The sequence below is a fragment of the Streptococcus sp. HSISS2 genome (genome assembly GCF_000448665.1).
In the GTDB taxonomy this organism is placed as follows: Bacteria; Bacillota; Bacilli; order Lactobacillales; family Streptococcaceae; genus Streptococcus; species Streptococcus raffinosi.
The window spans coordinates 2,172,659-2,198,683 of the sequence record NZ_CM002133.1 but is presented as its reverse complement, the minus strand read 5'-3'; the positions used below and the strand labels follow the sequence as shown (position 1 = coordinate 2,198,683).

The 26,025-nt window shown below is 39.5% G+C and carries 26 protein-coding genes, 2 tRNA genes and 4 pseudogenes; 28 read left to right on the top strand and 4 right to left on the bottom strand.

Annotated features, from left to right (window positions below):
- The first annotated feature begins 83 nt into the window (after nt 1-83).
- The 3 genes from HSISS2_RS09605 to HSISS2_RS09595 all read left to right on the top strand — a co-directional run bounded on the left by HSISS2_RS09605 (nt 84) and on the right by HSISS2_RS09595 (nt 1,045).
- Nucleotides 84-157 (top strand) — tRNA-Asn (locus HSISS2_RS09605).
- 114 nt (nt 158-271) lie between these two features.
- The gene (traF, locus tag HSISS2_RS09600) at nt 272-607 is read left to right on the top strand and encodes a conjugal transfer protein TraF (protein WP_008535651.1); all 336 of its coding nucleotides are present in this window, start codon (nt 272-274) and stop codon (nt 605-607) included.
- A gap of 24 nt (nt 608-631) precedes the next feature.
- Nucleotides 632-1,045, top strand: coding sequence for a thioesterase family protein (locus HSISS2_RS09595; protein ID WP_021146522.1), 414 nt, complete (start codon nt 632-634; stop codon nt 1,043-1,045).
- Nucleotides 1,046-1,148: 103 nt separating this feature from the next.
- Here HSISS2_RS09595 and HSISS2_RS09590 read toward each other — a convergent pair.
- A pseudogene (locus tag HSISS2_RS09590) lies at nt 1,149-1,930 on the bottom strand (protein-ADP-ribose hydrolase).
- Nucleotides 1,931-2,125: 195 nt separating this feature from the next.
- Here HSISS2_RS09590 and trxA point away from each other — a divergent pair.
- From trxA to rsmA, 5 genes are all read left to right on the top strand, one after another.
- Nucleotides 2,126-2,440: a thioredoxin gene (trxA, locus tag HSISS2_RS09585; protein ID WP_002889340.1), complete on the top strand. Its 315-nt coding sequence runs from the start codon at nt 2,126-2,128 to the stop codon at nt 2,438-2,440.
- 63 nt (nt 2,441-2,503) lie between these two features.
- Nucleotides 2,504-2,935 (top strand): CoA-binding protein, encoded by a 432-nt coding sequence (locus tag HSISS2_RS09580; protein WP_021146520.1) that lies wholly within the window; start codon nt 2,504-2,506, stop codon nt 2,933-2,935.
- 52 nt (nt 2,936-2,987) lie between these two features.
- Nucleotides 2,988-3,764, top strand: a complete 777-nt coding sequence (locus HSISS2_RS09575) for a TatD family hydrolase (RefSeq protein WP_021146519.1) — start codon at nt 2,988-2,990, stop codon at nt 3,762-3,764.
- Nucleotides 3,757-4,317 (top strand): ribonuclease M5, encoded by a 561-nt coding sequence (gene rnmV / locus HSISS2_RS09570; protein WP_021146518.1) that lies wholly within the window; start codon nt 3,757-3,759, stop codon nt 4,315-4,317. The genes HSISS2_RS09575 and rnmV overlap by 8 nt, the downstream gene beginning before the upstream one ends.
- A 144-nt stretch (nt 4,318-4,461) precedes the next feature.
- Entirely contained in the window at nt 4,462-5,334 is an 873-nt protein-coding gene (gene rsmA / locus HSISS2_RS09565) for a 16S rRNA (adenine(1518)-N(6)/adenine(1519)-N(6))-dimethyltransferase RsmA (RefSeq protein WP_021146517.1), read from the top strand.
- A 50-nt stretch (nt 5,335-5,384) separates the two neighbouring features.
- Here the strand turns inward: rsmA and HSISS2_RS09560 are convergent.
- Nucleotides 5,385-5,467, bottom strand: a tRNA-Leu gene (locus HSISS2_RS09560).
- A gap of 136 nt (nt 5,468-5,603) precedes the next feature.
- Here HSISS2_RS09560 and rsgA point away from each other — a divergent pair.
- From rsgA to HSISS2_RS09480, 15 genes and pseudogenes are all read left to right on the top strand, one after another.
- Nucleotides 5,604-6,475 (top strand): annotated as a pseudogene (gene rsgA, locus HSISS2_RS09555) (ribosome small subunit-dependent GTPase A).
- A 7-nt stretch (nt 6,476-6,482) separates the two neighbouring features.
- Complete coding sequence (rpe, locus tag HSISS2_RS09550; RefSeq protein WP_002889333.1) at nt 6,483-7,142, top strand: ribulose-phosphate 3-epimerase; 660 nt, start codon at nt 6,483-6,485, stop codon at nt 7,140-7,142.
- A complete protein-coding gene (locus tag HSISS2_RS09545; RefSeq protein ID WP_021146515.1) occupies nt 7,135-7,767 on the top strand; it encodes a thiamine diphosphokinase in 633 nt (210 codons plus the stop codon). The genes rpe and HSISS2_RS09545 overlap by 8 nt, the downstream gene beginning before the upstream one ends.
- Nucleotide 7,768: 1 nt before the next feature.
- Nucleotides 7,769-9,042 (top strand): annotated as a pseudogene (locus HSISS2_RS09540) (DNA recombination protein RmuC).
- The gene (locus tag HSISS2_RS09535) at nt 9,032-9,973 is read left to right on the top strand and encodes a 3'-5' exoribonuclease YhaM family protein (RefSeq protein ID WP_021146512.1); all 942 of its coding nucleotides are present in this window, start codon (nt 9,032-9,034) and stop codon (nt 9,971-9,973) included. The pseudogene HSISS2_RS09540 and the gene HSISS2_RS09535 overlap by 11 nt, the downstream one beginning before the upstream one ends.
- Before the next feature lie 92 nt (nt 9,974-10,065).
- Nucleotides 10,066-10,881 (top strand): pur operon repressor, encoded by an 816-nt coding sequence (purR, locus tag HSISS2_RS09530; RefSeq protein ID WP_008535638.1) that lies wholly within the window; start codon nt 10,066-10,068, stop codon nt 10,879-10,881.
- 224 nt (nt 10,882-11,105) lie between these two features.
- Nucleotides 11,106-11,519: a 30S ribosomal protein S12 gene (gene rpsL / locus HSISS2_RS09525; protein ID WP_002884809.1), complete on the top strand. Its 414-nt coding sequence runs from the start codon at nt 11,106-11,108 to the stop codon at nt 11,517-11,519.
- An 18-nt stretch (nt 11,520-11,537) separates the two neighbouring features.
- Nucleotides 11,538-12,008 carry a 30S ribosomal protein S7 gene (rpsG, locus tag HSISS2_RS09520; RefSeq protein ID WP_002884746.1) on the top strand — a complete coding sequence of 157 codons (471 nt, stop codon included), beginning with the start codon at nt 11,538-11,540 and terminating at the stop codon, nt 12,006-12,008.
- 270 nt (nt 12,009-12,278) lie between these two features.
- Nucleotides 12,279-14,359: pseudogene (gene fusA / locus HSISS2_RS09515) on the top strand (elongation factor G).
- A gap of 187 nt (nt 14,360-14,546) precedes the next feature.
- Nucleotides 14,547-15,560: a type I glyceraldehyde-3-phosphate dehydrogenase gene (gene gap / locus HSISS2_RS09510; protein WP_008535634.1), complete on the top strand. Its 1,014-nt coding sequence runs from the start codon at nt 14,547-14,549 to the stop codon at nt 15,558-15,560.
- Between the two features lie 422 nt (nt 15,561-15,982).
- The gene (locus HSISS2_RS09500; RefSeq protein ID WP_021146509.1) at nt 15,983-17,182 is read left to right on the top strand and encodes a phosphoglycerate kinase; all 1,200 of its coding nucleotides are present in this window, start codon (nt 15,983-15,985) and stop codon (nt 17,180-17,182) included.
- Between the two features lie 169 nt (nt 17,183-17,351).
- The gene (locus HSISS2_RS09495) at nt 17,352-17,816 is read left to right on the top strand and encodes an aromatic acid exporter family protein (protein WP_021146508.1); all 465 of its coding nucleotides are present in this window, start codon (nt 17,352-17,354) and stop codon (nt 17,814-17,816) included.
- A gap of 173 nt (nt 17,817-17,989) precedes the next feature.
- Nucleotides 17,990-18,364, top strand: a complete 375-nt coding sequence (locus tag HSISS2_RS09490; protein WP_002889321.1) for a MerR family transcriptional regulator — start codon at nt 17,990-17,992, stop codon at nt 18,362-18,364.
- Nucleotides 18,365-18,413: 49 nt separating this feature from the next.
- Nucleotides 18,414-19,757, top strand: a complete 1,344-nt coding sequence (glnA, locus tag HSISS2_RS09485) for a type I glutamate--ammonia ligase (RefSeq protein ID WP_002889319.1) — start codon at nt 18,414-18,416, stop codon at nt 19,755-19,757.
- A gap of 179 nt (nt 19,758-19,936) precedes the next feature.
- A complete protein-coding gene (locus HSISS2_RS09480; protein ID WP_021146507.1) occupies nt 19,937-20,572 on the top strand; it encodes a CHAP domain-containing protein in 636 nt (211 codons plus the stop codon).
- Between the two features lie 101 nt (nt 20,573-20,673).
- Here the strand turns inward: HSISS2_RS09480 and HSISS2_RS09475 are convergent, their stop codons facing one another.
- Together HSISS2_RS09475 and HSISS2_RS09470 are read right to left on the bottom strand one after the other, a co-directional pair.
- Nucleotides 20,674-22,356, bottom strand: a complete 1,683-nt coding sequence (locus tag HSISS2_RS09475; protein WP_002889315.1) for a ribonuclease J — start codon at nt 22,354-22,356, stop codon at nt 20,674-20,676.
- A 4-nt stretch (nt 22,357-22,360) separates the two neighbouring features.
- Entirely contained in the window at nt 22,361-22,591 is a 231-nt protein-coding gene (locus HSISS2_RS09470; RefSeq protein ID WP_002889311.1) for a DNA-dependent RNA polymerase subunit epsilon, read from the bottom strand.
- Between the two features lie 260 nt (nt 22,592-22,851).
- Between HSISS2_RS09470 and tsaB the strand changes: the two genes are divergently transcribed.
- The 5 genes from tsaB to HSISS2_RS09445 are packed head-to-tail and all read left to right on the top strand — an operon-like array spanning nt 22,852 to nt 26,022.
- Nucleotides 22,852-23,538: a tRNA (adenosine(37)-N6)-threonylcarbamoyltransferase complex dimerization subunit type 1 TsaB gene (tsaB, locus tag HSISS2_RS09465; RefSeq protein WP_021146506.1), complete on the top strand. Its 687-nt coding sequence runs from the start codon at nt 22,852-22,854 to the stop codon at nt 23,536-23,538.
- Complete coding sequence (rimI, locus tag HSISS2_RS09460) at nt 23,498-23,953, top strand: ribosomal protein S18-alanine N-acetyltransferase (RefSeq protein ID WP_042767138.1); 456 nt, start codon at nt 23,498-23,500, stop codon at nt 23,951-23,953. The genes tsaB and rimI overlap by 41 nt, the downstream gene beginning before the upstream one ends.
- Nucleotides 23,953-24,966, top strand: a complete 1,014-nt coding sequence (gene tsaD / locus HSISS2_RS09455; protein WP_021146504.1) for a tRNA (adenosine(37)-N6)-threonylcarbamoyltransferase complex transferase subunit TsaD — start codon at nt 23,953-23,955, stop codon at nt 24,964-24,966. Before rimI ends, tsaD begins: the two co-directional genes overlap by 1 nt.
- A 50-nt stretch (nt 24,967-25,016) precedes the next feature.
- Nucleotides 25,017-25,709 (top strand): AzlC family ABC transporter permease, encoded by a 693-nt coding sequence (locus HSISS2_RS09450; RefSeq protein WP_021146503.1) that lies wholly within the window; start codon nt 25,017-25,019, stop codon nt 25,707-25,709.
- Complete coding sequence (locus tag HSISS2_RS09445) at nt 25,696-26,022, top strand: AzlD domain-containing protein (protein WP_002889303.1); 327 nt, start codon at nt 25,696-25,698, stop codon at nt 26,020-26,022. The genes HSISS2_RS09450 and HSISS2_RS09445 overlap by 14 nt, the downstream gene beginning before the upstream one ends.
- Nucleotides 26,023-26,025: the final 3 nt, after the last annotated feature.

Below are 26,025 nucleotides of genomic sequence, written 5' to 3'. Positions count from 1 at the left end.
GCCGAACACAGCAGTTAAGCCCTAGAACGCCTGAAGTAGTTGGGGGTTGCCCCCTGTTAGATATGGTAGTCGCTTAGCATTTATCCGCCATAGCTCAGTTGGTAGTAGCGCATGACTGTTAATCATGATGTCGTAGGTTCGAGTCCTACTGGCGGAGTATAGTACTTGTGGTCAGACTTTGTCTGACCTTTTTTGTTTTCAATTTATTTACTTGTTTATTAGGTCGAATTCAGCTATCATAGGACTATACTTTTATTTGTGAGGTGTCATTATGTCTATTTTTGCTTCGGATTTTACTCCAGCTTCAGTGTCTTTAGTTAAAGAGAAAATTGCTTCTGGAGAAAAGTTCATTTTATTTATTGGTAGACCTTCTTGTCCTTATTGTCAACGTTTTGAACCTAAATTATCGAATGTTGCTCATAGTTCTAATTTTAATATTTTCTACGTTAATAGTGAAAATGAGGAAGAACTTGAGGAAATTCAAGGGTTACGTAATCGATATGGTATTGCAACTGTTCCGGCACTTTTTGTATCAGAAAATGGTTCTGTCAAGGTCGTTTGTGATTCTTCACTTTCTGAAGAAGATATTTTGGATTTTATTTCCTAATTTTTAATGTATTGGGAGGTTCTTATGTTTATTTATAAACACGAGGTCCAGTATTATGAAACGGATAGAATGGGTATTACTCATCATTCTAATTATGTTCGATGGATGGAGGAGGCTAGAACATTATTTCTTAGGGAAATTGGTTGGCCTTATGAAAGAATAGAAGAGGAAGGAATAATTTCTCCGGTTACTTCTCTGTCTTGTGAATATAAAGCTACTTCGACTTTTGCGGATGAGATCTCTATAGAGATTACTGTTAAAGGAGTTAAATCTGCAAGACTTTCTTTTGAATATCGTATGCTAAATCAAGATGGGACTATTGTTTGTACTGCTGTTTCTGAACATAGCTTTATGTCTAAAGAAGGTAAGTTTGTTAATCTAAAACGAGATTATCCAATATTCTTTGATTTGTTAAAAGAACAGTCTGAGTTAAAATAAAAAAGTGAAGTAAGACAATTGTTTTAAATGATTGTCTTGCCTCACTGGCTGTTTTAAGTTTACCTGTTTAATACTTAAGGTTAGAATTTTTATTCTAACCTTTTTATTTTGTAAGGAGTTCTTGATAAATACTTAAATTATCATCATCAAATACATTAAAAATAACTTTTTTAACGGTTGTAGAGTCTTTTATAAAGTCTTTAACAGTCTGAATTGCAATTGTCGCAGCCTTTTGTTTTGGAAAATTAAAGTCTCCTGTTGAGATGCATGGAATTGCGATGGACTCAATGTTATTTTTTCAGCTAGTGCCAATACAGATAGATAGCATTTAGCTAAAAGATCTTCATCAATTTGTGTTGGTTGGTTTTCTATCTTTGGGCCTACTGTGTGTATAACGAATGCAGAAGGAAGATTGTAAGCTGGCGTAATTTTAGCCATTCCTACTGGTTCCTCATATCCTTGCTCTAAAATGAGTTCGTAACAAGATTGGCGAAGCTGTACTCCTGCATAAGTGTGGATAGCATTATCAACACAATCATGAAGTGGCTTCATGCAACCCAGTAAGGTCTTATTTGCAGCATTTACGATAGCATCTACTTCGAGTTTTGTGATATCACCTTTCCAGATGTAAATTTGGTCATCTTGAGGAATTGGACGGAGTGTGTTGAGTTGTACAATTCCACGTTCTCCTTTTCTAACTTGTAGGTAAAGGTCTTGGATGGTCAAGAATTGTGTTGACGCTGCCATTGGTTTACGTGTATTAAAGAGTGCTCTTAGGAGTCTTTGCTTTTTCTCGAGCTCTTCTGGAACAATCAAATCATGTAATTCTAGATTTTCTTTTTTGAGTTCACCTATGAGATAGGTAATCATTGCATCTTTATCCATATGTACTCTTTTCTATTTTTTATAGTGTTTTTATTATTATACATCCAAGCTATGTTGTGGGCAAGCGATGTCTATGATAGGCAATGACTAATATTTGATATGAATTTTTTATGTCTGTATCAAATTCTTGCAATGCTCTGTAGAATCATATAGAATAGGTCTACAAATGTTTACTATATCTAGGAGGATAATGAAATGACGCAAGTAGTAACAGATGCCACCTTTGAAAAAGAGACAGCTGAGGGTCTGGTTTTGATTGATTTCTGGGCAACTTGGTGTGGGCCTTGTTTGATGCAGGCCCCTATTCTTGAACAGCTTTCTGAAGAGGTTTCAGAGGACGAACTCAAGATTGTCAAAATTGATGTTGATGAGAATCCAGAAACAGCTCAAAAGTTTGGAATTATGTCTATTCCAACTTTGCTCTTCAAAAAAGATGGTGAAGTTGTTAAGCAGGTTGCAGGTGTACATACGAAAGATCAAATTAAGGCCATCGTTGCTGAGCTTGGTTAAGTAATCGACGAAATCCCGTTCAGGGATTTTTATTTTAGTTAATTGAAATAGGAGGAGATTCTTATGACTTACACATTTCAAAATCCTAGTGAAGAGGTTATCGATTCTTATTTGAAATCGGCCAAAACGATTGCCATTGTTGGTTTGTCTCATAGAAAAGAAACAGCAGCCTACCAAGTTGCGCATTTTTTAAAAACTGCCGGCTATCGTATTGTACCGGTTAATCCGAAGCTTGAGGGGCAAGAAATTCTTGGAGAGCATGTCTATGGTCAACTAAAGGATATTCCGTTTTCGGTCGATATTGTTGATGTTTTTCGACGTAGTGAGTTTTTGCCAGATGTTGCCTCTGATTTCCTTGAAGCGGATGCCAAAGTTTTTTGGAGTCAGATTGGTATTGAAAATGAAGAAGCTGAAATCATGCTACGTCAGGCAGGACACCAGGATATTGTAATGAATCGCTGTACAAAGATAGAATATATGCGACTCTTTGTTTAATAAATGAAAGGATGAGTGAGCTAAGCTCGCTCCTTTTTGTTATAATAGACCTATGATTAAAATTTTTGATACGCATACCCATCTTAATGTGGATAATTTTGCAGGAAAAGAACAAGAAGAAATAGATTTTGCAGCGGAACTTGGTGTTACTAAAATGAATATTGTTGGTTTTGATAAACCGACAATTGATAAGTCTTTAGAACTTTCAGAGCAATATGATCAACTCTATAGTACGATTGGATGGCATCCTACAGAAGCGGGGTCCTATTCTCAGGAAATTGAGGATATGATTGTATCACAATTGGATAATCCGAAAGTAGTGGCACTTGGTGAAATTGGATTGGACTACTATTGGATGGAAGATCCTAAAGAGGTTCAGATTGAGGTCTTTAAGCGTCAAATAGGCTTATCAAAGAAATATAATTTACCTTTTGTTGTCCATACACGAGATGCACTTGAAGATACTTACGATGTCATTAAAGAAGTTGGAGTTGGTCCCCGTGGTGGTATTATGCACTCGTACTCAGGATCCTTAGAAATGGCTCAAAAATTTGTTGATCTTGGAATGATGATTTCCTTTTCAGGTGTTGTTACCTTTAAAAAAGCATTGGATGTCCAAGAAGCTGCTCAGAAATTGCCTTTAGATAGGATTCTGGTTGAAACGGATGCACCTTATTTGGCACCTGTTCCGAAACGTGGTCGTGAGAATCGTACCGGCTATACACGTTACGTAGTAGACAAGATTGCTGAGCTTCGTGGATTAACAAGTGAAGAAGTTGCAAGAGCTACTTATGACAATGCAATGAGGATTTTTGGGCTTAATGACTAAAATAAAAATTCAAGAAGTCATCGTTGTAGAGGGTAAGGATGATACGGCAAACTTGAGACGTTTTTATGAGGTGGACACCTATGAAACTAGAGGTTCTGCTATTAATGAAGATGACTTAGAGCGTATTGATAAGCTTAATGACTTACGTGGTGTTATTGTTTTTACTGATCCGGATTATAATGGAGAACGTATCCGTAAAATCATTATGGGAGCTGTCCCAACGGCCAAGCATGCTTTTTTAAATCGTGGTGAAGCTGTTCCCAAATCCAAGACAAAGGGGCGTTCTCTAGGGGTTGAGCATGCTAGTTTCGAGGATCTTCAAAAAGCTTTGGCAGGAGTCCTAGGTAGTTATGATGATGATAATCAGTTTGATATTAGGAAATCAGATCTTATGCGTTTAGGACTAGTAATGGGAGCAGACAGTCGAAAACGTCGAGAATATTTGGGAGAAACGCTTCGTATTGGTTATTGCAATGGAAAGCAGCTTTTAAAACGTTTGGAATTATTTGGAATTACATTAGAGGAGCTTGAAGAGGCTATGGCCCGTTACTAGAATATATCGGTGTTCTGATTAGGCAGGTGACTGCTGAGGTTGAATTTGAAATAGTTATTCCAGTTAATGAACTGTAAAAGTATCAACCTTATTTTTTGGCTCGAGTAAGCAGAATCGTAATATAACAATAAGAAGAGAGAAGAAATGAGAATTGCAGATTATAGCGTGACCAAGGCTGTTCTTGAGCGTCACGGCTTTACCTTTAAGAAGTCTTTTGGACAGAACTTTTTAACAGATACAAATATTTTACAAAAGATAGTAGATACGGCAGAGATTGATAAAAATGTCAATGTTATCGAAATTGGACCTGGTATCGGAGCATTAACTGAGTTTTTGGCTGAAAATGCTGCAGAGGTTATGGCTTTTGAAATCGATGAGCGTTTGGTTCCAATTTTGGAAGATACACTACGTGACCATGATAATATTAAAGTGATTAACGAAGATGTTCTCAAGGCAGATTTACAGACACGTGTCAAAGAATTTAAAAATCCAAACCTACCAATTAAGGTCGTAGCCAACCTACCATACTATATTACGACACCAATTTTAATGCATTTGATTGAGAGTAAGATTCCTTTTGCAGAATTTGTTGTTATGATGCAAAAAGAGGTTGCTGACCGTATTTCTGCAGAGCCCAATACCAAGGCCTATGGTTCGTTATCAATCGCTGTTCAGTATTATATGACTGCTAAGGTGGCATTTGTTGTCCCACGTACAGTTTTTGTACCAGCACCTAATGTTGACTCGGCTATTTTGAAGATGACGCGTCGTGAGCAACCTCTGGTTGAAGTTAAAGACGAAGATTTCTTTTTCCGTGTATCGAAGATTAGCTTTGTGCATCGTCGTAAGACACTTTGGAATAATTTGACAAGTCATTTTGGTAAATCTGAAGAAGTCAAAACTAAACTTGAGCAGGCTTTGGGAAATGCAAATATAAAGCCTTCTATTCGTGGAGAGGCTCTATCTATACCTGATTTTGCCCGTTTATCTGATGCTTTGAGCGAAGCAGGTTTATAGCTTAAAAATCCCACTGAACATAAATGTCAGCGGGATTTTCTGTACAATGATGCGGAGAAAGGGATTTGAACCCTCACGCTCGTAAGAGCACATGCGCCTGAAGCATGCGTGTCTGCCATTCCACCACCTCCGCAGATGTTATGCTTATTATACTGCAAATTAGTAAAAATGCAAGGAGCCCAAAGGAATTGAGCTCCTTACTTGTTTTGGGTCAGATATGCTTGCAGTTTTGTGGTATAATAAGGCTATTAAACGAATGAGGAGTTCACTTGCAAGGAAGAATTATCAAAGCGCTGGCAGGTTTCTATTATGTAGAGCATGATGGTGTTGTATACCAGACGCGTGCACGAGGAAATTTTAGAAAAAAGGGCAGACGCCTTACGTTGGAGATTTTGTTGAATTTTCAGCGGAGGAAAATTCAGAAGGCTATATTCTTAAAATTGGGCAACGCATTAATAGTTTAGTGCGTCCACCTATTGTCAATATTGATCAGGCTGTGGTTATTATGTCTGCTAAGGAACCAGATTTTAATAGTAATCTTTTGGACCGTTTTTTGGTCTTATTAGAACACAAACATATAAAACCTGTAATCTATATTTCTAAAATGGATTTGATTGAAGATGATTCGGAAATGAAGGAGATTCAAAAAAAGTACCAAAAAATTGGTTTTGATTTCGTTTTCACTTTGGAAGAACTCTTACCTCTCTTGGCCCATAAAGTTACCGTATTTATGGGGCAGACAGGTGTGGGTAAATCAACTTTATTGAACCGTATTGCTCCTGAGTTGAAGCTAGAAACGGGTGAAATTTCCGACAGTCTGGGGCGTGGACGTCACACAACAAGAGCTGTGAGTCTTTATGATGTGCATGGTGGGAAAATTGCAGATACACCTGGATTTTCTTCCTTAGATTATGAAGTGGATAATGCAGAAGATTTGAGTGAATCTTTTCCAGAAATTCGTCAAGCCAGTCATGGTTGTAAGTTTCGATCTTGTACCCATACGCACGAGCCTTCTTGCGCTGTTAAAGATGAGGTGGAGAATGGACGAATCTGGCAAGTGCGTTATGATAATTACCTTCAATTTTTGAGTGAAATTGAAAACCGTCGCGAAACATATAAAAAAACTATCAAAAGAAAGTAGGTCTCTCATGTCATATAAAATTGCTCCTTCTATCCTAGCTGCTGATTACGCTAATTTTGCTTCAGAATTGGCTCGTGTTGATGCATCGGGTGCAGAATATGTTCACATTGATATTATGGACGGTCAGTTTGTTCCTAATATTAGTTGGGGAGCAGATGTGGTTGCTAGTATGCGTAAACACAGCAAGTTAGTTTTTGATTGTCACCTTATGGTTGTTGATCCTGAGCGTTATGTGGATGCCTATGCACAAGCTGGTGCAGATATCATGACGATTCATGTTGAAGCGACTAAACATATTCATGGTGCTCTTCAGAAGATAAAGGCTGCTGGTATGAAAGCAGGTGCTGTGATTAATCCAGGAACCCCAGTTGAGGCACTTATTCCTGTGCTTGATTTAGTGGATCAAGTGCTCATCATGACTGTAAATCCAGGCTTTGGCGGTCAAGCTTTCATTCCAGAAATGATGTCTAAAGTGGAACGTGTTGTCGAACTTCGCCAAAAAGGTGGCTATTCATTTGATATTGAGGTTGATGGTGGTGTAGATAATAAGACGATTGCTGCATGTGCCAAGGCAGGAGCTAACGTATTTGTAGCAGGTTCTTATCTCTTTAAGAATCCTGATTTAACTGCTCAAGTTCAAACACTTCGTGATGCTATCGATGCCTAAAGTAGCTTTGTTTGTCGGTGGTGAGCTAGATTGGTTCACTACCGATTTTGATTATTTTGTTGGAGTGGACCGTGCTTGTTTGTACTTATTGGAGTGGGGGTTACCTCTTGACTTGGCTGTAGGGGATTTTGATTCTGTCTCCGAGTCAGAATTAAACGTCATTCAATCGATAGCTAAATCTTGTAAGAAGGCTCCCGCTGAGAAGGATGACACGGACACTGAGTTAGCTTTAAAATTGATTTTTCAAGCTTTCCCTGAAGCTGAAGTAACTATTTTTGGTGCATTTGGTGGTAGATTGGACCATATGTTGTCAAATGTATTTCTGGCTAGTGATCCTGAACTAGCTCCCTTTATGAGTCGTATCTGTTTGAGAGATAAGCAAAATAAGGTTACTTATTGTCCAGAAGGAAAACATGATATTTTTCCTGAACCAGGGATGACTTACGTTTCTTTCTTACAAGAAGGAACTGGGGAATTGACGATTTTGGGCGCAAAGTACGAATTAACTGATAGGAATTATTTTCAAAAGAAAAACTATTCTAGTAATGAATTCCTTGATGGCCCCATTCATGTTGTAGTTCCAAATGGATACGTGATTGTCATTCAGACTAAAGATAGGAGTTAGTATGATTTACCTGCTTACACTTTTGACCTTGTTAAGTTTAGGAATTCTTGTTGTTCTTTTATTGAAAAATGCGGAGTTAAAGGGTCAGATTAATAAGAGTCTGGAGGGAAATGCAGATAATCTTTCAGATCAACTGTCTTTTCAGTTAGAAAGCTTTGCCAAGGCAAACCAACTTGAAACAACAAGGCAATTGAATCAATTGCAGAAAGAACTCTATCGACAATTAACGGATATCAGAGAAGTTTTACACCAAAACTTGTCTGATAATCGAGATCGCTCTGACCAGCGCCTAGAGCAAATAAACCAGAGCTTGACGAAGGCCGTTAAAGAAATGCAGGATTCCAATGAGAAACGTTTGGAACAAATGCGTCAGACAGTTGAAGAGAAACTTGAGCAAACGTTACAGACACGATTACAAGCTTCCTTTGAGACGGTGTCAAGACAGCTGGAGTCTGTTAACCAAGGTCTGGGGGAAATGAAAAATGTTGCTAGGGATGTTGGAAGTCTCAATAAGGTCCTTTCAAATACAAAAACACGTGGTATTATGGGAGAACTTCAATTAGGACAAATTATTGAAGATATATTGACTGCTAATCAATACGAGAGAGAGTTTCCGACAGTGTCGGGTTCAACTGAGCGAGTTGAATATGCGGTTAAGATGCCAGGAAACCACAAGGACGAATATATCTATCTGCCTATTGACTCTAAGTTTCCTCTTGAAGACTACTATCGCTTGGAAGATGCTTATGAGTCCGGAAATAAAGAGCAAATCGAGAATCATCGTAAATCACTTTTGGCTAGCATTAAGCGATTTGCTAAGGATATTAACAAGAAGTATCTTAATCCACCTGAAACCACAAATTTTGGTATATTATTTTTGCCGACGGAAGGGCTTTATGCTGAGGTCGTACGTCAACCCTCATTCTTTGACGCTCTTCGTCGTGAGGAGAATATTGTTATTGCCGGGCCATCAACATTGTCTGCACTATTGAATTCATTGTCAGTAGGATTCAGGACCTTGAACATTCAAAAAATGCGGATGATATCAGTAAGATTTTAGGCAACGTCAAACTGGAGTTCGGTAAGTTTGGAGATATGCTTGCCAAGGCTCAAAAACAATTAAATACAGCCAGTAAAACTGTTGATAGTCTGCTCAATACAAGAAGCAGGGCTATTGTTAGAGCTCTTGATACCATTGAAACCTACCAAGATAGTGCGACACAAAGTTTGTTAGATCTACCACAATTAGAAAATGAGGACAAGCATGAAAATTAATCAAATGAAAAAAGACGAGTATTTTGAAGGCTTTTATCTGATTAAGCGTGCAGAAGTACGTAAGACAAGGGCTGGTAAAGACTATATTGCCTTTACCTTCCAAGATGATTCTGGTGAAATTTCGGGAAATCTTTGGGATGCTCAGCCTTATAATGTTGAGGAATTTACAGCTGGTAAGGTAGTTCATATGGAAGGACGTCGAGAGGTTTATAATAATACTCCTCAGGTAAATCAAATTACTTTACGTTTGCCTGCATTTGGAGAACCAAATGATCCAGCTGATTTTAAGGAAAAACCACCGGTAAATCCGTCTGAAGTGCGTGAGTATCTTGAACAGATGATTTTCAAAATAGAGGAAGCTACATGGCAACGTGTGGTCCGTGCTCTTTATCGAAAGTATAACAAGGAGTTTTTTAGTTTTCCTGCTGCTAAAACAAATCACCATGCTTTTGAAAGTGGGTTGGCCTATCATACAGCTACAATGGTTCGTTTAGCAGACAGTATTGGGGATGTTTATCCGGAACTAAATAAGAGTCTGCTCTTTGCGGGAATCATGCTCCATGATTTGGCTAAAGTTATTGAATTGACTGGTCCGGAAAATACAGAGTATACTGTTCGAGGTAACTTGATTGGGCATATCGCCTTGATTGATGAAGAAATTACCAAGGTTCTCATGGAACTTAACATTGATGATACACGTGAGGATGTTGTTGTTTTACGTCATGTCATTTTAAGTCACCACGGACAATTAGAATACGGAAGCCCAGTTCGTCCTCGTATCATGGAAGCGGAGGTTATCCATATGATTGATAATCTTGATGCTAGTATGATGATGATGATGACAGCTCTTAACCTAGTTGGACCTGGAGAAATGACTAATCGTCTCTTTGCTATGGACAATCGTTCCTTCTATAAACCAAAATTTGATTAAAATCGAAAGTAAACGAGCATTAAGGCAAAAATGTTCGTTTTTTAATGTGTTATGGTATAATAGTAAAAAAGTACAGAAATTATAGGTGATTTATGAAATTAAAACGAAGTGAGCGCATGGTAGTGATTTCAAACTACCTGATTAATAATCCCTATCAGTTGACAAGTCTTAATACCTTTGCAGAGCGTTATGAAGCTGCAAAATCTTCAATCTCAGAAGATATTGCAATCATTAAGAAAGCTTTTGAAGAGAGTCAGATAGGTGAAATTGAAACAGTAACAGGGGCCTCTGGTGGTGTTATGTTTACACCAACCATTTCCGATGAAGATGCAAGAAGTTTAGTCGAAGGTCTCTGTGAGAGACTTTCTGAGAGTGATCGTATCCTACCGGGTGGGTATCTCTATTTGTCTGATTTATTGAGTACGCCTTCTATTTTGAAGAATGTTGGACGTATTATTGCTAGCGCATTTAAGGGTCAAAAGATTGATGCTGTTATGACTGTTGCAACAAAAGGTGTTCCTTTGGCAAATGCAGTAGCAGATGTCCTAAACATTCCCTTTGTTATTGTACGTCGTGATTTGAAAATCACAGAAGGCTCTACCGTCTCAGTGAACTATGTCAGCGGATCAAGTGACCGTATTGAAAAAATGTTTCTATCAAAACGTAGCTTGAAACCCAATAGTCGTGTGCTTATTGTTGACGATTTTCTTAAGGGTGGCGGCACCATTACCGGTATGATTAGCTTACTTTCAGAATTTGATAGTGAATTAGTGGGTGTAGCTGTATTTGCAGAGAATGCCAAAGGCGACCGAGATATTCATGAATACAAATCATTGCTTACTGTATCTGATATCGATGTAAAATCGCAAAAAGTAGAAGTTGAAGTAGGTAATATTTTCGATAAATAAAAACTTAAAAGGTAATTCCTAATCTAATGCTTAGGAATTTTCTTTTTGGCAAGAAATTCTTGACAAGGTTCCTCAAAAAATGGTATTATATTAGACGGTACTTTTTACTTTTGGTCTCTCAAAAGTGTACAGAGACGTGCTGACATAAGTTGCAAAAGTACACCCAGATATGGGCTGTCACCAAGTGCCATATCAACCAAAATAAAAAACACAGGAGAATGTAGATGCCTACAATTAACCAATTGGTTCGTAAACCACGTCAATCAAAAGTTGTTAAATCTAAATCACCAGCTTTGAACGTTGGTTACAATAGCCACAAAAAAGTTCAAACTAATGTATCTTCACCACAAAAACGTGGTGTTGCAACACGTGTTGGAACAATGACACCTAAAAAACCTAACTCAGCCCTTCGTAAATTCGCTCGTGTACGTTTGAGCAACCTTATCGAAGTTACTGCTTACATCCCAGGTATTGGACACAACCTCCAAGAACACAGCGTTGTTCTTATCCGTGGTGGACGTGTAAAAGACCTTCCAGGGGTACGTTACCACATCGTCCGTGGTGCACTTGATACTGCAGGTGTAGCTGATCGTAAACAAAGCCGTTCTAAATACGGTGCTAAACGTCCTAAAGGATAAGAAGGGAGATAAGATAAAATGAGTCGTAAAAATAGAGCGCCTAAACGCGAAGTATTGGCAGATCCATTGTACAATTCAAAAATCGTTACACGTCTTATCAACCGTGTAATGCTTGACGGTAAACGTGGTACTGCTGCAACAATCGTATACGATGCTTTCGAACAAATCAAAGAAGCAACTGGAAACGATGCTCTTGAAGTATTTGAAACAGCTATGGACAACATCATGCCTGTACTTGAAGTACGTGCACGTCGTGTCGGTGGTTCAAACTACCAAGTCCCAGTTGAAGTTCGTCCAGAACGTCGTACAACACTTGGCCTACGTTGGTTGGTTAACGCATCACGTGCGCGTGGTGAACACACTATGAAAGACCGCCTTGCTAAAGAAATTATGGATGCTGCAAACAACACTGGTGCATCAGTTAAGAAACGTGAAGATACTCACAAAATGGCTGAAGCTAACCGTGCCTTTGCTCACTTCCGCTGGTAAGAATAAGATACTGAGGGCGTTAAAAAAGCGATTGAAAATTAGGAAGCTTGACGTAGAATCAAAGATTCTAGGAAAGCTTATCTATTTTCCAAGCTTTTAGCCTGGGTTCAATTGAGCTCGGGTAGCTCTTGAGTTCTTTTTCAACTCATCTGCGAGTTGAAAGCAACAAATCAAAGACCAATGAGAACGGGTAGGTCCTGCCTATCCGTTTTTTGACAATAATGTTATAATAAATAAGTAAACTAAAATTTTTATAGGAGAATAAACCTAATGGCACGCGAATTTTCACTTGCAAAAACTCGTAATATCGGTATCATGGCCCACGTCGATGCCGGTAAAACAACTACAACAGAGCGTATCCTTTACTACACTGGTAAAATTCACAAAATCGGTGAAACTCACGAAGGTGCATCACAAATGGACTGGATGGAGCAAGAACAAGAACGTGGTATCACAATCACTTCTGCCGCTACAACAGCGCAATGGGATGGTCACCGTGTTAATATCATCGATACACCAGGACACGTGGACTTCACTATCGAAGTACAACGTTCACTCCGTGTATTGGATGGTGCCGTAACCGTTCTTGACTCACAATCAGGTGTAGAACCTCAAACTGAAACAGTTTGGCGTCAAGCAACTGAGTATGGTGTTCCACGTATCGTATTTGCCAACAAGATGGATAAAATCGGTGCTGACTTCCTTTACTCAGTAAGCACACTTCACGATCGTCTTCAAGCGAACGCTCACCCAATTCAATTGCCAATCGGTGCTGAAGATGATTTCCGTGGTATCATTGACTTGATTAAGATGAAGGCTGAAATCTATACTAACGACCTTGGTACAGATATTCTTGAAGAAGATATCCCAGCTGAATACGTTGATCAAGCTAACGAATACCGTGAAAAATTGATTGAAGCTGTAGCTGAAACTGACGAAGATTTGATGATGAAATACCTTGAAGGTGAAGAAATCACAAATGAAGAATTGAAAGCAGCTATCCGTCGTGCAACAATCAATGTTGAATTCTTCCCAGTTCTTTGTGGTTCTGCCTTCAAGAACAAAGGTGTTCAATTGATGCTTGATGCAGTTATTGATTACCTTCCAAGCCCACTTGATATTCCAGCAATCAAAGGTGTTAACCCAGATACTGACGAAGAAGAAACTCGTCCAGCATCTGATGATGAGCCATTTGCAGCTCTTGCCTTCAAGATTATGACTGACCCATTCGTAGGTCGTTTGACATTCATCCGTGTTTACTCAGGTGTCCTTCAATCTGGTTCATATGTAATGAACACTTCTAAGGGTAAACGTGAACGTATCGGACGTATCCTTCAAATGCACGCTAACAGCCGTCACGAAATTGAACAAGTTTATGCTGGTGATATCGCCGCAGCTATCGGTTTGAAAGATACAACAACTGGTGACTCATTGACTGATGAAAAAGCAAAAATCATTCTTGAATCAATCGAAGTTCCAGAACCAGTTATCCAATTGATGGTTGAACCTAAGACTAAAGCTGACCAAGATAAGATGGGTATCGGTCTTCAAAAACTTGCTGAAGAAGATCCAACATTCCGTGTTGAAACAAACCCTGAAACAGGTGAAACAGTTATCTCTGGTATGGGTGAACTTCACCTTGACGTCCTTGTTGACCGTTTGAAACGTGAACACAAAGTTGAAGCCAATGTTGGTGCTCCACAGGTATCATACCGTGAAACATTCCGTGCAGCTACACAAGCACGTGGATTCTTCAAACGCCAATCAGGTGGTAAAGGTCAATTTGGTGACGTTTGGATTGAATTTACTCCAAACGAAGAAGGTAAAGGTTTCGAATTCGAAAATGCTATTGTCGGTGGTGTGGTTCCACGTGAATTCATCCCTGCAGTAGAAAAGGATTGGAAGAATCTATGGCTAACGGTGTCCTTGCTGGATACCCAATGGTTGACATCAAAGCTAAGCTTTACGATGGTTCATACCACGATGTCGATTCATCTGAAACTGCCTTCAAGATCGCTGCATCTCTCGCACTTAAAGAAGCTGCTAAGACTGCACAACCAACTATCCTTGAACCAATGATGCTTGTAACAATCACAGTTCCTGAAGAAAACCTTGGTGATGTTATGGGTCACGTTACAGCTCGTCGTGGACGTGTTGATGGTATGGAAGCACACGGTAATAGCCAAATCGTTCGTGCATATGTTCCACTTGCTGAAATGTTCGGTTATGCAACAACACTTCGTTCTGCAACTCAAGGACGTGGTACATTCATGATGGTATTTGACCACTATGAAGATGTTCCTAAATCAGTTCAAGAAGAAATCATCAAGAAAAACTCTGGTGAAGCTTAATTAGCACATATAAAAGTTAAGGTACTTATGAAAGTAAGTGCCTTTTCTATTTGCAATTTTTTGAAAAAATTATATAATATGACTGTTGAAAGGTTAGATTGAAAGCGCTCAAGTTAATCTTTTCACACTAGGGAGAGCTTGCTCTCAAAATTATATTTATTTGATTTTCATAAGGAGGAAATCACTAATGGTAGTTAAAGTTGGTATTAACGGTTTCGGTCGTATTGGTCGTCTTGCTTTCCGTCGTATCCAAAACGTAGAAGGTGTTGAAGTTACTCGCATCAATGACCTTACAGATCCTACAATGCTTGCACATTTGTTGAAATATGACACAACTCAAGGTCGTTTCAACGGAACTGTTGAAGTAAAAGAAGGTGGATTTGAAGTTAACGGTAAATTCGTTAAAGTTTCTGCTGAACGTGATCCAGAACAAATTGACTGGGCTAGTGACGGTGTAGAAATCGTTCTTGAAGCAACTGGTTTCTTTGCAACTAAAGCAGCTGCTGAAAAACACTTGCACGCTAACGGTGGTGCTAAGAAAGTTGTTATCACTGCTCCTGGTGGAAGCGATGTTAAAACAATCGTATTCAACACTAACCACGATACACTTGATGGTACTGAAACAGTTATTTCAGGTGCTTCATGTACAACTAACTGTTTGGCACCAATGGCTAAAGCATTGCAAGATAACTTTGGTATTAAACAAGGTTTGATGACTACTATCCACGCTTACACTGGAGACCAAATGATTCTTGATGGACCACACCGTAAAGGTGATTTGCGTCGTGCTCGTGCTGGTGCTGCTAACATCGTTCCTAACTCAACTGGTGCTGCTAAAGCTATCGGTTTGGTTATCCCTGAATTGAACGGTAAACTTGACGGTGCTGCTCAACGTGTTCCAGTTCCAACAGGTTCTGTAACTGAATTGGTTTCAGTCCTTAACAAAGAAGTAACTGTTGATGAAGTTAACGCAGCAATGAAAGCAGCTGCTAACGAATCTTACGGTTACACTGAAGATCCAATCGTATCTTCTGACGTTGTTGGTATGTCATTCGGTTCATTGTTTGACGCAACTCAAACTAAAGTTCAAACTGTTGATGGACATCAATTGGTTAAAACTGTGTCATGGTACGACAATGAAATGTCATACACTTCACAACTTGTACGTACTCTTGAATACTTCGCAAAAATTGCTAAATAATTCAATAGTATATTAAGAAGGGCTTAGGCTCTTCTTTTTTGTACAGAAAATAATGGCTCTTTTGAAGCAAGTTAAAAAGCGTTTCAAAAACTGCAATGGCAAATTGCAAACTGGCTAATAGGATTAAACGTGTCCATAGTGAGACTGAGGTTTGGTTAATGTAGGAAAATAGTGTTTGTTTAAAAGTAAGAAAGAAGAAAAGAGGATTAAGTGTAAGTTTGAGGATTATATTAAAATCGTGATTAGCTTCTTTCTGAATTTTATTTAGTAGTTTTTTCATTACTATTCTACCTTTCTATTTTGATTATATGATAGATGTACTTGTACTAGTAATAAGCTAGAAATCCTTCTGATTTTGCTATCTCTTTTAGGTATTTTGTGATATAATGAAAACGTATTAAAAAATTAAGGAGTCTGATCAAATGGCTAAATTGACTGTTAAAGATGTTGACTTGAAAGGGAAAAAAGTTCTCGTTCGTGTTGACTTCAACGTTCCTGTAAAAGACGGTGTGATCACTAATGATAACCGTATCACTGCTGCTCTTCCAACAATCAAGTATATCCTTGAACAAGGTGGGCGTGCAATCCTCTTCTCTCACCTTGGACGTGTAAAAGAAGAAGCTGATAAAGAAGGTAAATCACTTGCTCCTGTAGCTGCTGACTTGGCTGCTAAATTGGGTCAAGAAGTGAAATTTATCCCAGGTGTTACACGTGGTGCTGAATTGGAAGCAGCTGTTAACGCTCTTGAAGATGGACAAGTTCTCTTGGTTGAAAACACTCGTTTCGAAGATGTTGATGGCAAGAAAGAATCTAAAAACGATCCTGAACTTGGTAAATACTGGGCATCACTTGGGGATGGCATCTTCGTAAACGATGCATTCGGTACAGCTCACCGTGCACACGCATCAAACGTTGGTATTTCAGCAAACGTTGATAAAGCTGTTGCTGGTTTCCTTCTTGAAAACGAAATTGCTTACATCAAAGAAGCAGTTGAAACTCCAGAACGTCCATTCGTAGCAATCCTTGGTGGATCTAAAGTATCTGACAAGATTGGTGTTATCGAAAACCTTCTTGCTAAAGCTGATAAAGTCCTTATCGGTGGTGGTATGACTTACACATTCTATAAAGCACAAGGTATCGAAATTGGTAACTCACTTGTAGAAGAAGACAAACTTGATGTTGCTAAAGCTCTTCTTGAAAAATCAAATGGTAAATTGATATTGCCAGTTGACTCAAAAGAAGCTAATGCATTTGCTGACTACACTGAAGTGAAAGACACTGAAGGTGAAGCAGTAGATCCAGGATTCCTTGGACTTGATATCGGTCCTAAATCAATTGCTGAATTCGATAAAGCCTTGACTGGTGCGAAAACAGTTGTATGGAACGGTCCTATGGGTGTATTTGAAAACCCTGACTTCCAAGCTGGTACAATCGGTGTGATGGATGCTATTGTGAAACAACCAGGTGTTAAATCAATCATCGGTGGTGGTGACTCAGCAGCAGCTGCCATCAACCTTGGACGTGCAGATAAATTCTCATGGATCTCTACTGGTGGTGGTGCATCTATGGAACTCCTTGAAGGTAAAGAACTTCCAGGATTGGCTGCTCTTACTGATAAATAATCTAATTAGAATGAAAAGAGTTGGGTAACCAACTCTTTTTACGTTGTCATTTTAAAAATATTTAGTGAAGAATATGTAATCAAAATCATTTAGAATAGCCAAAAGTTTCATAATCATGTTAAAATAGTTGAATGGGATTGAAATTTGAACCGAAAAATTTAAATTTGGTATGCGTACACTGAAGACGGGGATTGCTGTCTTTCTTGTTTTAGGCTTGTTTTCTGCTTTAGGATGGGAAGGGCTTCAGATTGGTTGTTTAACTGCTGTCTTCAGCCTTCGTGAAAACTTTGATAGAAGTATTCAATTTGGGAAGTCACGTATTTTTGCAAACACGGTTGGAGGTCTGCTGTCTCTTTTATTTTATTTTGTGAATATGTTGTTTGATCATTCGGTTTGGGTGACATTGATATTGATTCCAATTTTAACCATGTTAACTATTGTGATTAATGTGTCTTTCAATAATTCCTCTGGTGTTATTGGAGGAGTTGCGGCACTGCTAATTATTACCTTATCTATCCCACCTAATGATACTTTTGTTTATGTTATTGCCCGGGTTTTTGAGACCTTTTGTGGTGTTTTTATTGCTATCCTCGTGAACTATGATTATAATTGGCTGATTAAATACCTAAAATAAGAATAATAGAGTTCTCAGGGGCTCTATTTTTCTGTTTTCAATGACAAAACTCCACAATTTAAGTAAATAAATGACGAAATGTTCGGGAATTACTCATTATGTTAGAAAAAGTAACATAAACGGTTGACATGTAGAAATATTCAGAATATAATTGTTAGGAAAGGAGGATAATCATGGCAAGAGAAAAAGAACTGAGACGTTCCTTGGCTGTTTTTCCGATTGGAACAGTTATGAAGTTGACAGATTTAACTGCTCGTCAAATTCGTTACTATGAAGATCAAGGGTTGATTCAACCTGAGCGTACAGCAGGAAATCGTCGTATGTACTCACTGAATGATATGGACCGTTTGTTGGAAATCAAAGATTTTTTAGATGATGGTTATAATATTGCAGCGATTAAACGTGAATACGAAGAACGTGAAGTTCGTGCACAACAAAAACAAGTGACCTTAACGGATGCAGATGTTCGACGTATTTTGCATGATGAACTCCTCCAGCAAGGCCGTTTTACGACCCCGTCACAACAATTTGGTAACTTGCGTATCTAATTACGCCTTGAACTTTTATTTTTGTTTTTTTATAAAGGAGACCCCTATTATGGCAATCACAGCAGCTGATATTCGTCGCGAAGTCAAAGAAAAGAATGTTACTTTCTTGCGTTTAATGTTCTCTGATATCCTTGGAGTTATGAAGAATGTTGAAATTCCTGCGACAGATGAACAGTTGGATAAGGTACTTTCAAATAAAGCAATGTTTGATGGTTCATCAATTGAGGGATTCGTTCGTATCAATGAATCTGATATGTATCTTTACCCAGATCTTGATACTTGGACAGTTTTCCCTTGGGGTGATGAAAATGGTGCAGTGGCAGGTCTTATTTGTGATATTTATACTTCTGCAGGAGAACCATTTGCAGGTGATCCACGTGGTAACTTGAAAAAGGCATTGCGTCATATGGAAGAAGTGGGTTACAAATCATTTAACCTTGGACCAGAACCAGAATTCTTCCTTTTCAAATTGGATGAACTAGGCAATCCTACACTTGAAGTAAACGATAAAGGTGGTTATTTCGACCTTGCTCCAACTGACCTTGCAGATAATACACGCCGTGAAATTGTTAACGTTTTGACAGAAATGGGCTTTGAAGTTGAAGCTTCTCACCATGAAGTAGCAGTTGGTCAACATGAAATTGATTTCAAATATGCTGATGTTTTGAAAGCATGTGATAATATTCAAATGTTTAAGCTAGTTGTTAAGACAATTGCTCGTAAACATGGTCTCTATGCTACATTTATGGCGAAACCTAAATACGGTATTGCTGGTAGTGGTATGCACTGTAATATGTCTCTCTTCACTGATGAAGGAAATGCTTTCTTCGATCCAGAAGATCCACGTGGTATGCAATTATCTCAAGATGCCTATTACTTCCTTGGTGGATTGATGAAACACGCCTATAACTATACTGCCATTATTAACCCAACGGTTAACTCTTATAAACGTTTGGTTCCAGGTTACGAAGCTCCTGTATATATTGCATGGGCAGGTAGCAACCGTTCACCATTAATCCGCGTTCCTGCTTCTCGTGGTATGGGTACACGTTTGGAATTGCGCTCAGTAGACCCAATGGCAAACCCATACTTGGCACTTGCTGTTCTTTTGGAAGCAGGTCTTGATGGTATTATTAACAAGATTGAAGCACCAGAGCCAGTTGAAACAAACATTTATTCAATGTCTCCTGAAGAACGTAAAGAAGCTGGGATCATTGATTTGCCATCAACACTTCGTAACGCTCTTAAAGCCTTGGAAACAGATGAAGTGGTTCGTCAAGCTTTGGGTAATCATATCTATACAAACTTCCTTGACGCGAAACGTATGGAATGGGCAAGTTACGCAACCTTCGTTTCACAATGGGAAATTGATAATTATTTGGATATTTACTAATAATATTTCTTTGAAAACCAGGTTTTCCTGGTTTTCTTTTTGATTAATTAAGTTCTTGGACAAATTACGTACTTTTAACAGACTTGTTTATTTTTGTTATATTTCTTTACTCTTCCTTAATCGCATTAAAATATGAGAGTGTTACACTTATTCCATATTAATCTTATTCAGGGGGAATTATGAAAACTACAAAAAAAGCTGCTCTGGCAGCAGCTTCAAGTGCATTATTACTAGGTCTTACAGTCGCACAAACAGCCAAGGCTGATGCTTATACAATTCAAAATGGAGATTCGTTCTTTGGAATTGCCAGTCAGTATGGGGTAGACCCTTATCAATTAGCAGCTGAGAACGGTATGACTATCTGGTCAACTATTGTTCCTGGTGAAACTCTGGACGTTTCTGGGGCAACTGCTACTGTAGCAGATACAGAGGCAACTGAAACTTCTTCAGAGGTTACAGCTTCTGATTCAGACGCTACCTGGAATCGTTATCCAGTTGGTCAATGTACATGGGGTGTTAAAGAAGTTGCTCCATGGGCAAGTAACTGGTGGGGTAATGGTGGTGATTGGGCAGGAAGCGCTGCTAGCCAAGGTTATGCTGTAGGTTCGACACCTGCTGCTGGATCAATTGTATGTTGGACTGATGGTGGCTATGGACACGTTGGATATGTCACACAAGTCGGTCAAGATGGACAAATTCAAATCTTGGAATCTAACTATAACAATCAGCAACACATCGATAACTATCGTGGTTGGTTTGACCCACAAAATTCAACAACACCAGGTTCAGTATCTTACATTTATCCAGGTGCATAAGAAGAAGCGCTCATTGCGGCGCTTTTTTACTTGAGAAGAGTTGTACACTGGGTGAAATTAGAGCCGAAAAAATATGGTAGCGACAAAGCTACCATATTTTTTTATTTATCAGGAGTGAGAATCATTGGGATGATGATAGGCTCACGCTCTGTTTTTTCGTATAGGAATGGTCGTAACGCATTGACGATAGCTCCGTTAACGGATTGTATGCTAGCATCCTTATTTTTAAGGGCGATACGAATAGCATTAAATAGAATACGTTGGCTTTCACGAATGAGATCGCCTGATTCACGCATGTAGATAAAACCACGGCTAAGGATGTCTGGACCAGCCAAAATCATCTTAGATTTGAAATCAACAGTTGCTACGGCAAGGACAACCCCATCTTCTGAAAGATCTCGGCGGTCACGTAGGACTGCAGCTCCAATATCACCGACACCATTACCATCTACATAGATGTCTTGGGCATTGAAGTGACCTGCACGACGAGCAGAGTCTTTAGTTAGGGCAAGAACATCACCGTTTTCCATGATAAAGATATTATCTTTAGGAATATCACAGTCAATTGCAAGTCCTGCGTGGACTTTCTGCATACGGTATTCACCGTGAACAGGCATAAAGAATTTTGGTTTGATCAAACGAAGCATCAGTTTTTGCTCTTGTTGACCACCGTGTCCAGAGGTATGGATGTTGTTAATCTTACCATGGATGACATCTACACCAGCTTCTTGGATAGTATTAATCAAACGGTTAACGCTGGTTGTGTTTCCTGGAATAGGGCTAGATGAGAAGATGACAGTATCACCAGGTTGTAGTGTCACTTGTCGGTGCATACCATTAGCGATACGTGCTAGGGCTGCCATAGGTTCTCCTTGAGAACCGGTACACATGATAAGAATCTCACTAGCATGATAATTCTTCATCTCACTAGGATCGATGATAGTTCCTTTTGGAACCTTGATATAACCTAGCTCTACACCATTAACAATGGCTTTTTCCATAGAGCGTCCAAAGACAACAATCTTACGACCGGTTTTTACAGCGGCCTCAGCAGCTTGTTGAAGACGGAAAATGTTAGAGGCAAATGAAGCGAAGATAATACGTCCATGAATGCCTTCAATGATTTTCATGATGGATTGGCCAACCACCTTCTCAGAATTAGTGAAAGTTGGTACTTCGGCATTGGTTGAGTCGGAGAGGAGGCAAAGGACGCCTTCTTCACCAAGAGCAGCCATGCGATGAAGGTCTGCTGGTTCACCAACTGGAGTGAAGTCGAACTTAAAGTCACCGGTACAAACGACTTTACCTTGAGGTGTATGGATGACAATTCCGAGCGGCTCTGGAATAGAGTGAGTCGTACGGAAGAAAGTTACGCTAAGATTTTTGAAAGTAAGCTCTGTATTAGCATTAATTTCGTAGAGTTGTGCGTCACGAAGTAGTCCGTGTTCTTCCAATTTTCCTTTGATGAGGGCGAGGGCAAGCGGCCCTGCGTAGATTGGGATATTTGCCTGCTTAAGAAGGAAGGGGATACCACCGATATGGTCTTCGTGACCGTGAGTAATGACAAGAGCCTTGACACGGTCAACGTTTTCAACGATGTAAGAATAGTCTGGGATGACATAGTCAATACCGAGAAGATCATCCTCAGGGAATTTAATACCTGCATCGACGATGATAATCTCATCTTGGTATTCAATACCGTAGGTGTTCTTACCGATTTCTCCCAAACCACCAATCGCATAAACCCCAACTTCTTCAGGTTTTAGATTGATTTTTGATGTCATGGTCTTAGAACTCCGTTACTTCAAACACGCCTGTTTCCTTTTCGTATTCAAGAGCTTTTTCTGAAAGAAGCTCGATGTATTCGATGTTGTAGGCGGTGTTATTTTCAATAATTTGACGAGCTTGGATACGGCCTGCAAGCTCATTTTCTGCATCAATATCTAAGTAGAGTGATTTTGTCTGTTCACGGCGTGGGTTACGCTCTTTAGTTTCTTGGTAAAAAACTTTATAAATCATGGTTTTCCTTTCTTTACAAAAGGCTCTGCCATTCTATAAAAAAACCGGTCAAGTCAATCATTCAGGGATTCACTTGACGTTATGATATTCACTTTTATGAGTAATAGCTAGTAGCCTTGATTCGTTTGCAATTACTATTATTGTACCATAAGATAGGGGCTAGATAAAGAAAATGGCGGAAAAAGTTGGAAAATGTTCGTTTATGGGAAGTAGAGACTTGTGTTATAATAGAGAAGCATAAAAGGAAGCAAGGAAAAAAGATGAAAATATTAGCATTTGATACTTCTAGTACGGCTTTGTCAGTAGCTTTGTTGGAAGATGAGAACCTAGTGGCAGAGTCAACTGTGACGGTAAAAAAGAACCACAGCATTAGTTTGATGCCGACTATTGATTTTTTGGTTGCTCAGGCAGGATGGCAGCCAGCTGATTTAGAACGTATAGTAGTTGCCCAGGGTCCTGGATCCTATACAGGGCTTCGTGTGGCTGTCGCAACTGCCAAGACTTTGGCCTATGCTCTTGGTATTGATTTGGTGGGAGTTTCAAGTCTACAGGCCCTGACGGACCTTACGGCTGATGGCATTGTGATTCCTATTATGGATGCCCGTCGTAACAATGTCTACGTTGGCTTTTATGAAAATGGTCAAGCCATCGTTTCTGACCATCATGCCGCTTTTGCAGATGTTTTAGAGCAGGCTAAAGCTTATGAGAAGGTAACATTTGTCGGTGAAGTGGCTAATTTTGTGGATCAGATTAAGGAAAATCTTCCAAATGCAACTGTTTTGTCAAGCCTTCCATCAGCTCAGTTAATTGGTCGTTTAGGTTTGTATTTGCCTTCTGTTGATGTGGATGCTTTTGTTCCACATTACTTGAAGCGGGTTGAGGCAGAGGAGAATTGGCTCAAGACGCATGAGGAGACTAATCGTGACAACTACATCAAGCGCGTCTAGATTGAGTAGCCAAGAGCAAGCTCAACTGATTTATCAGATTTTGTCGGATGTTTATGACAAGTCTCCTTGGACGATAGAACAAGTGGCAGCAGACTTGGCTTTAGATACTACGGAATATTTCTATGTGTATGATCAGGAAGAAGTTGTTGGTTTTTTAGCTCTTCAAAATTTGGTGGGTGAGCTTGAGGTGACCAATATCGCCGTTTTAAAAGCTTATCAAGGGCGTGGTTATGCTAGTCAGTTGATGAAGCATTTGGAAGATCGTAGTGAGCCAATCTTTCTTGAAGTTAGGGCTTCAAATCAAGTCGCTCAGGCACTTTATAGAAAATTTGGTTTTGAAAATCTAGGAATTCGAAAAAATTATTATCATGAGCCTCAAGAGGATGCGGTTATCATGAGGCGAGAGGAAGTCTAATGGCAGATAGATATATTTTGGCAGTGGAGAGCTCGTGTGACGAGACTTCAGTTGCCGTTTTGAAAAATGAAAAGGAACTTTTAAGTAATATTATTGCCAGTCAGGTGGAAAGCCATAAACGTTTTGGTGGTGTTGTTCCTGAGGTGGCTAGTCGTCACCATGTGGAAGTGGTGACTCTTTGTATTAAGGATGCCCTTTCAGATGCGGGCATTAGTGCTGAACAACTAGATGCTGTAGCGGTAACCTATGGTCCAGGTTTGGTCGGGGCACTTTTAGTTGGCATGGCAGCGGCTAAGGCCTTTGCTTGGGCTCATGGTTTGCCTTTGATTCCAGTTAATCATATGGCTGGGCATCTGATGGCGGCGCGTGAGGTTCAAGAGTTAGAATATCCCCTCTTAGCACTTTTGGTGTCTGGGGGACATACAGAGTTGGTTTATGTGTCAGAACCGGGAAATTACAAGATTGTTGGTGAGACACGTGATGATGCAGTTGGTGAGGCCTATGACAAGGTCGGGCGTGTGATGGGCTTGACCTATCCAGCCGGACGTGAAATTGATGAATTGGCTCATAAAGGGAAAGATGTTTATGATTTTCCACGTGCTATGATTAAAGAAGAAAACTTGGAATTTTCATTTTCAGGTTTGAAGTCAGCCTTTATCAATTTACATCACAATGCAGAGCAAAAGGGAGAAGTTCTAGTCAAAGAAGACCTTTGTGCTTCCTTCCAAGCAGCTGTTTTGGATATTCTCCTAGCTAAGACCAAGAAAGCCTTGGACCGTTATTCTGTCAAGACATTTGTTGTGGCTGGTGGCGTAGCAGCTAATCAGGGATTACGTGAACGTTTGGCTGAAGAAATCACAGATGTGGATGTAGTCATCCCACCTTTACGTCTCTGTGGTGATAATGCTGGCATGATTGCCTTAGCAGCAGCTATTGAATGTGATAAGAAACATTTTTCTGATTTGGACTTGAATGCTAAGCCAAGTCTAGCTTTTGAAGGATTTGAAGAATAAGAAGAACCTCTTACTAGTCTGGTAAGAGGTTCCTTTAGAAAGGATTGTGTGTGTCTGACTTTCGTTTGGGTGTGAAAGCCGCAGTACCCACAGCTCTAGGTTATGTGGCTATTGGCCTTGCCTTTGGTGTGGTAGCAGCGGCTTCGGGACTATCAGCTCTTGAAGTTGGTCTTATGTGTGCCTTGGTTTACGGTGGTTCGGCTCAATTTGCCATGTGTGCCTTAGTGGTTGCAGGGGCCAGCCTGGGTGAGTTAACCTTGACTGTTTTCTTGGTTAATTTGCGTAACATGTTGATGAGTTTACATGCAACGACGATTTTTACAAAAACAAGTCTCTGGAATCAGCTGGGAATTGGTAGTCTGATTACGGATGAAAGTTACGGAGTCTTGTTGGGAGAATATGTGCATCATAAAGATATTTCCGCTAACTGGATGCATGGTAACAATATTTTCAGTTATCTGGTTTGGATTGTATTATCAGTAATTGGTTGCTTGATTGGTTCAATGATTCCTAATCCTGAGCTTTTTGGCTTGGATTTTGCCTTAATTGCTATGTTTATCGGCTTGTTAAGTAGCCAGATTGATGCCTTGTTAGGGGAAGGTGTGCGTAAGCTACTCTCGATTCTACTATCTATTGCGGTGACTTATCTGAGCTTTAGTATCATCTTATCAGAATCTTTGGCAGTTCTAGTGGCAACTTTGATTGGATGTAGTGTGGGGGTGATGTGTGATGGCCGTCAATAAGTTTATTCTCATTGCTATTCTACTTGGGTTTGTGGTCAGCTGGGTTCCTCGTGTTCTTCCCTTTGTCTTGGTTAAATACAAGGGCTTACCAGATATTATTGTTCGATTTTTGCACTATCTACCAGTTTCTATTCTCTTTGCCCTGATTCTCTCAAGCCTCATGACTGAGAAAATCGGTCACTTGCCGCAGTTTAAGTGGATGGAAATACTGGCTACGGTGCCAACGGTAATTGTAGCATTTAAGAGTAAGAATCTCCTCTATGCTGTGATCGTTGGTATTGTGTCCATGGCCCTGATTCGATTAGTATTTTAATAA

Excerpts from the sequence above, each read along its gene's own strand:
- traF (WP_008535651.1), top strand. The coding sequence starts at position 272 with ATGTCTATTTTTGCTTCGGATTTTACTCCAGCTTCAGTGTCTTTAGTT.
- HSISS2_RS09595 (WP_021146522.1), top strand. The coding sequence starts at position 632 with ATGTTTATTTATAAACACGAGGTCCAGTATTATGAAACGGATAGAATG.
- trxA (WP_002889340.1), top strand. The coding sequence starts at position 2,126 with ATGACGCAAGTAGTAACAGATGCCACCTTTGAAAAAGAGACAGCTGAG.
- HSISS2_RS09580 (WP_021146520.1), top strand. The coding sequence starts at position 2,504 with ATGACTTACACATTTCAAAATCCTAGTGAAGAGGTTATCGATTCTTAT.
- HSISS2_RS09575 (WP_021146519.1), top strand. The coding sequence starts at position 2,988 with ATGATTAAAATTTTTGATACGCATACCCATCTTAATGTGGATAATTTT.
- rnmV (WP_021146518.1), top strand. The coding sequence starts at position 3,757 with ATGACTAAAATAAAAATTCAAGAAGTCATCGTTGTAGAGGGTAAGGAT.
- rsmA (WP_021146517.1), top strand. The coding sequence starts at position 4,462 with ATGAGAATTGCAGATTATAGCGTGACCAAGGCTGTTCTTGAGCGTCAC.
- rpe (WP_002889333.1), top strand. The coding sequence starts at position 6,483 with ATGTCATATAAAATTGCTCCTTCTATCCTAGCTGCTGATTACGCTAAT.
- HSISS2_RS09545 (WP_021146515.1), top strand. The coding sequence starts at position 7,135 with ATGCCTAAAGTAGCTTTGTTTGTCGGTGGTGAGCTAGATTGGTTCACT.
- HSISS2_RS09535 (WP_021146512.1), top strand. The coding sequence starts at position 9,032 with ATGAAAATTAATCAAATGAAAAAAGACGAGTATTTTGAAGGCTTTTAT.
- purR (WP_008535638.1), top strand. The coding sequence starts at position 10,066 with ATGAAATTAAAACGAAGTGAGCGCATGGTAGTGATTTCAAACTACCTG.
- rpsL (WP_002884809.1), top strand. The coding sequence starts at position 11,106 with ATGCCTACAATTAACCAATTGGTTCGTAAACCACGTCAATCAAAAGTT.
- rpsG (WP_002884746.1), top strand. The coding sequence starts at position 11,538 with ATGAGTCGTAAAAATAGAGCGCCTAAACGCGAAGTATTGGCAGATCCA.
- gap (WP_008535634.1), top strand. The coding sequence starts at position 14,547 with ATGGTAGTTAAAGTTGGTATTAACGGTTTCGGTCGTATTGGTCGTCTT.
- HSISS2_RS09500 (WP_021146509.1), top strand. The coding sequence starts at position 15,983 with ATGGCTAAATTGACTGTTAAAGATGTTGACTTGAAAGGGAAAAAAGTT.
- HSISS2_RS09495 (WP_021146508.1), top strand. The coding sequence starts at position 17,352 with ATGCGTACACTGAAGACGGGGATTGCTGTCTTTCTTGTTTTAGGCTTG.
- HSISS2_RS09490 (WP_002889321.1), top strand. The coding sequence starts at position 17,990 with ATGGCAAGAGAAAAAGAACTGAGACGTTCCTTGGCTGTTTTTCCGATT.
- glnA (WP_002889319.1), top strand. The coding sequence starts at position 18,414 with ATGGCAATCACAGCAGCTGATATTCGTCGCGAAGTCAAAGAAAAGAAT.
- HSISS2_RS09480 (WP_021146507.1), top strand. The coding sequence starts at position 19,937 with ATGAAAACTACAAAAAAAGCTGCTCTGGCAGCAGCTTCAAGTGCATTA.
- HSISS2_RS09475 (WP_002889315.1), bottom strand. The coding sequence starts at position 22,356 with ATGACATCAAAAATCAATCTAAAACCTGAAGAAGTTGGGGTTTATGCG.
- HSISS2_RS09470 (WP_002889311.1), bottom strand. The coding sequence starts at position 22,591 with ATGATTTATAAAGTTTTTTACCAAGAAACTAAAGAGCGTAACCCACGC.
- tsaB (WP_021146506.1), top strand. The coding sequence starts at position 22,852 with ATGAAAATATTAGCATTTGATACTTCTAGTACGGCTTTGTCAGTAGCT.
- rimI (WP_042767138.1), top strand. The coding sequence starts at position 23,498 with ATGAGGAGACTAATCGTGACAACTACATCAAGCGCGTCTAGATTGAGT.
- tsaD (WP_021146504.1), top strand. The coding sequence starts at position 23,953 with ATGGCAGATAGATATATTTTGGCAGTGGAGAGCTCGTGTGACGAGACT.
- HSISS2_RS09445 (WP_002889303.1), top strand. The coding sequence starts at position 25,696 with ATGGCCGTCAATAAGTTTATTCTCATTGCTATTCTACTTGGGTTTGTG.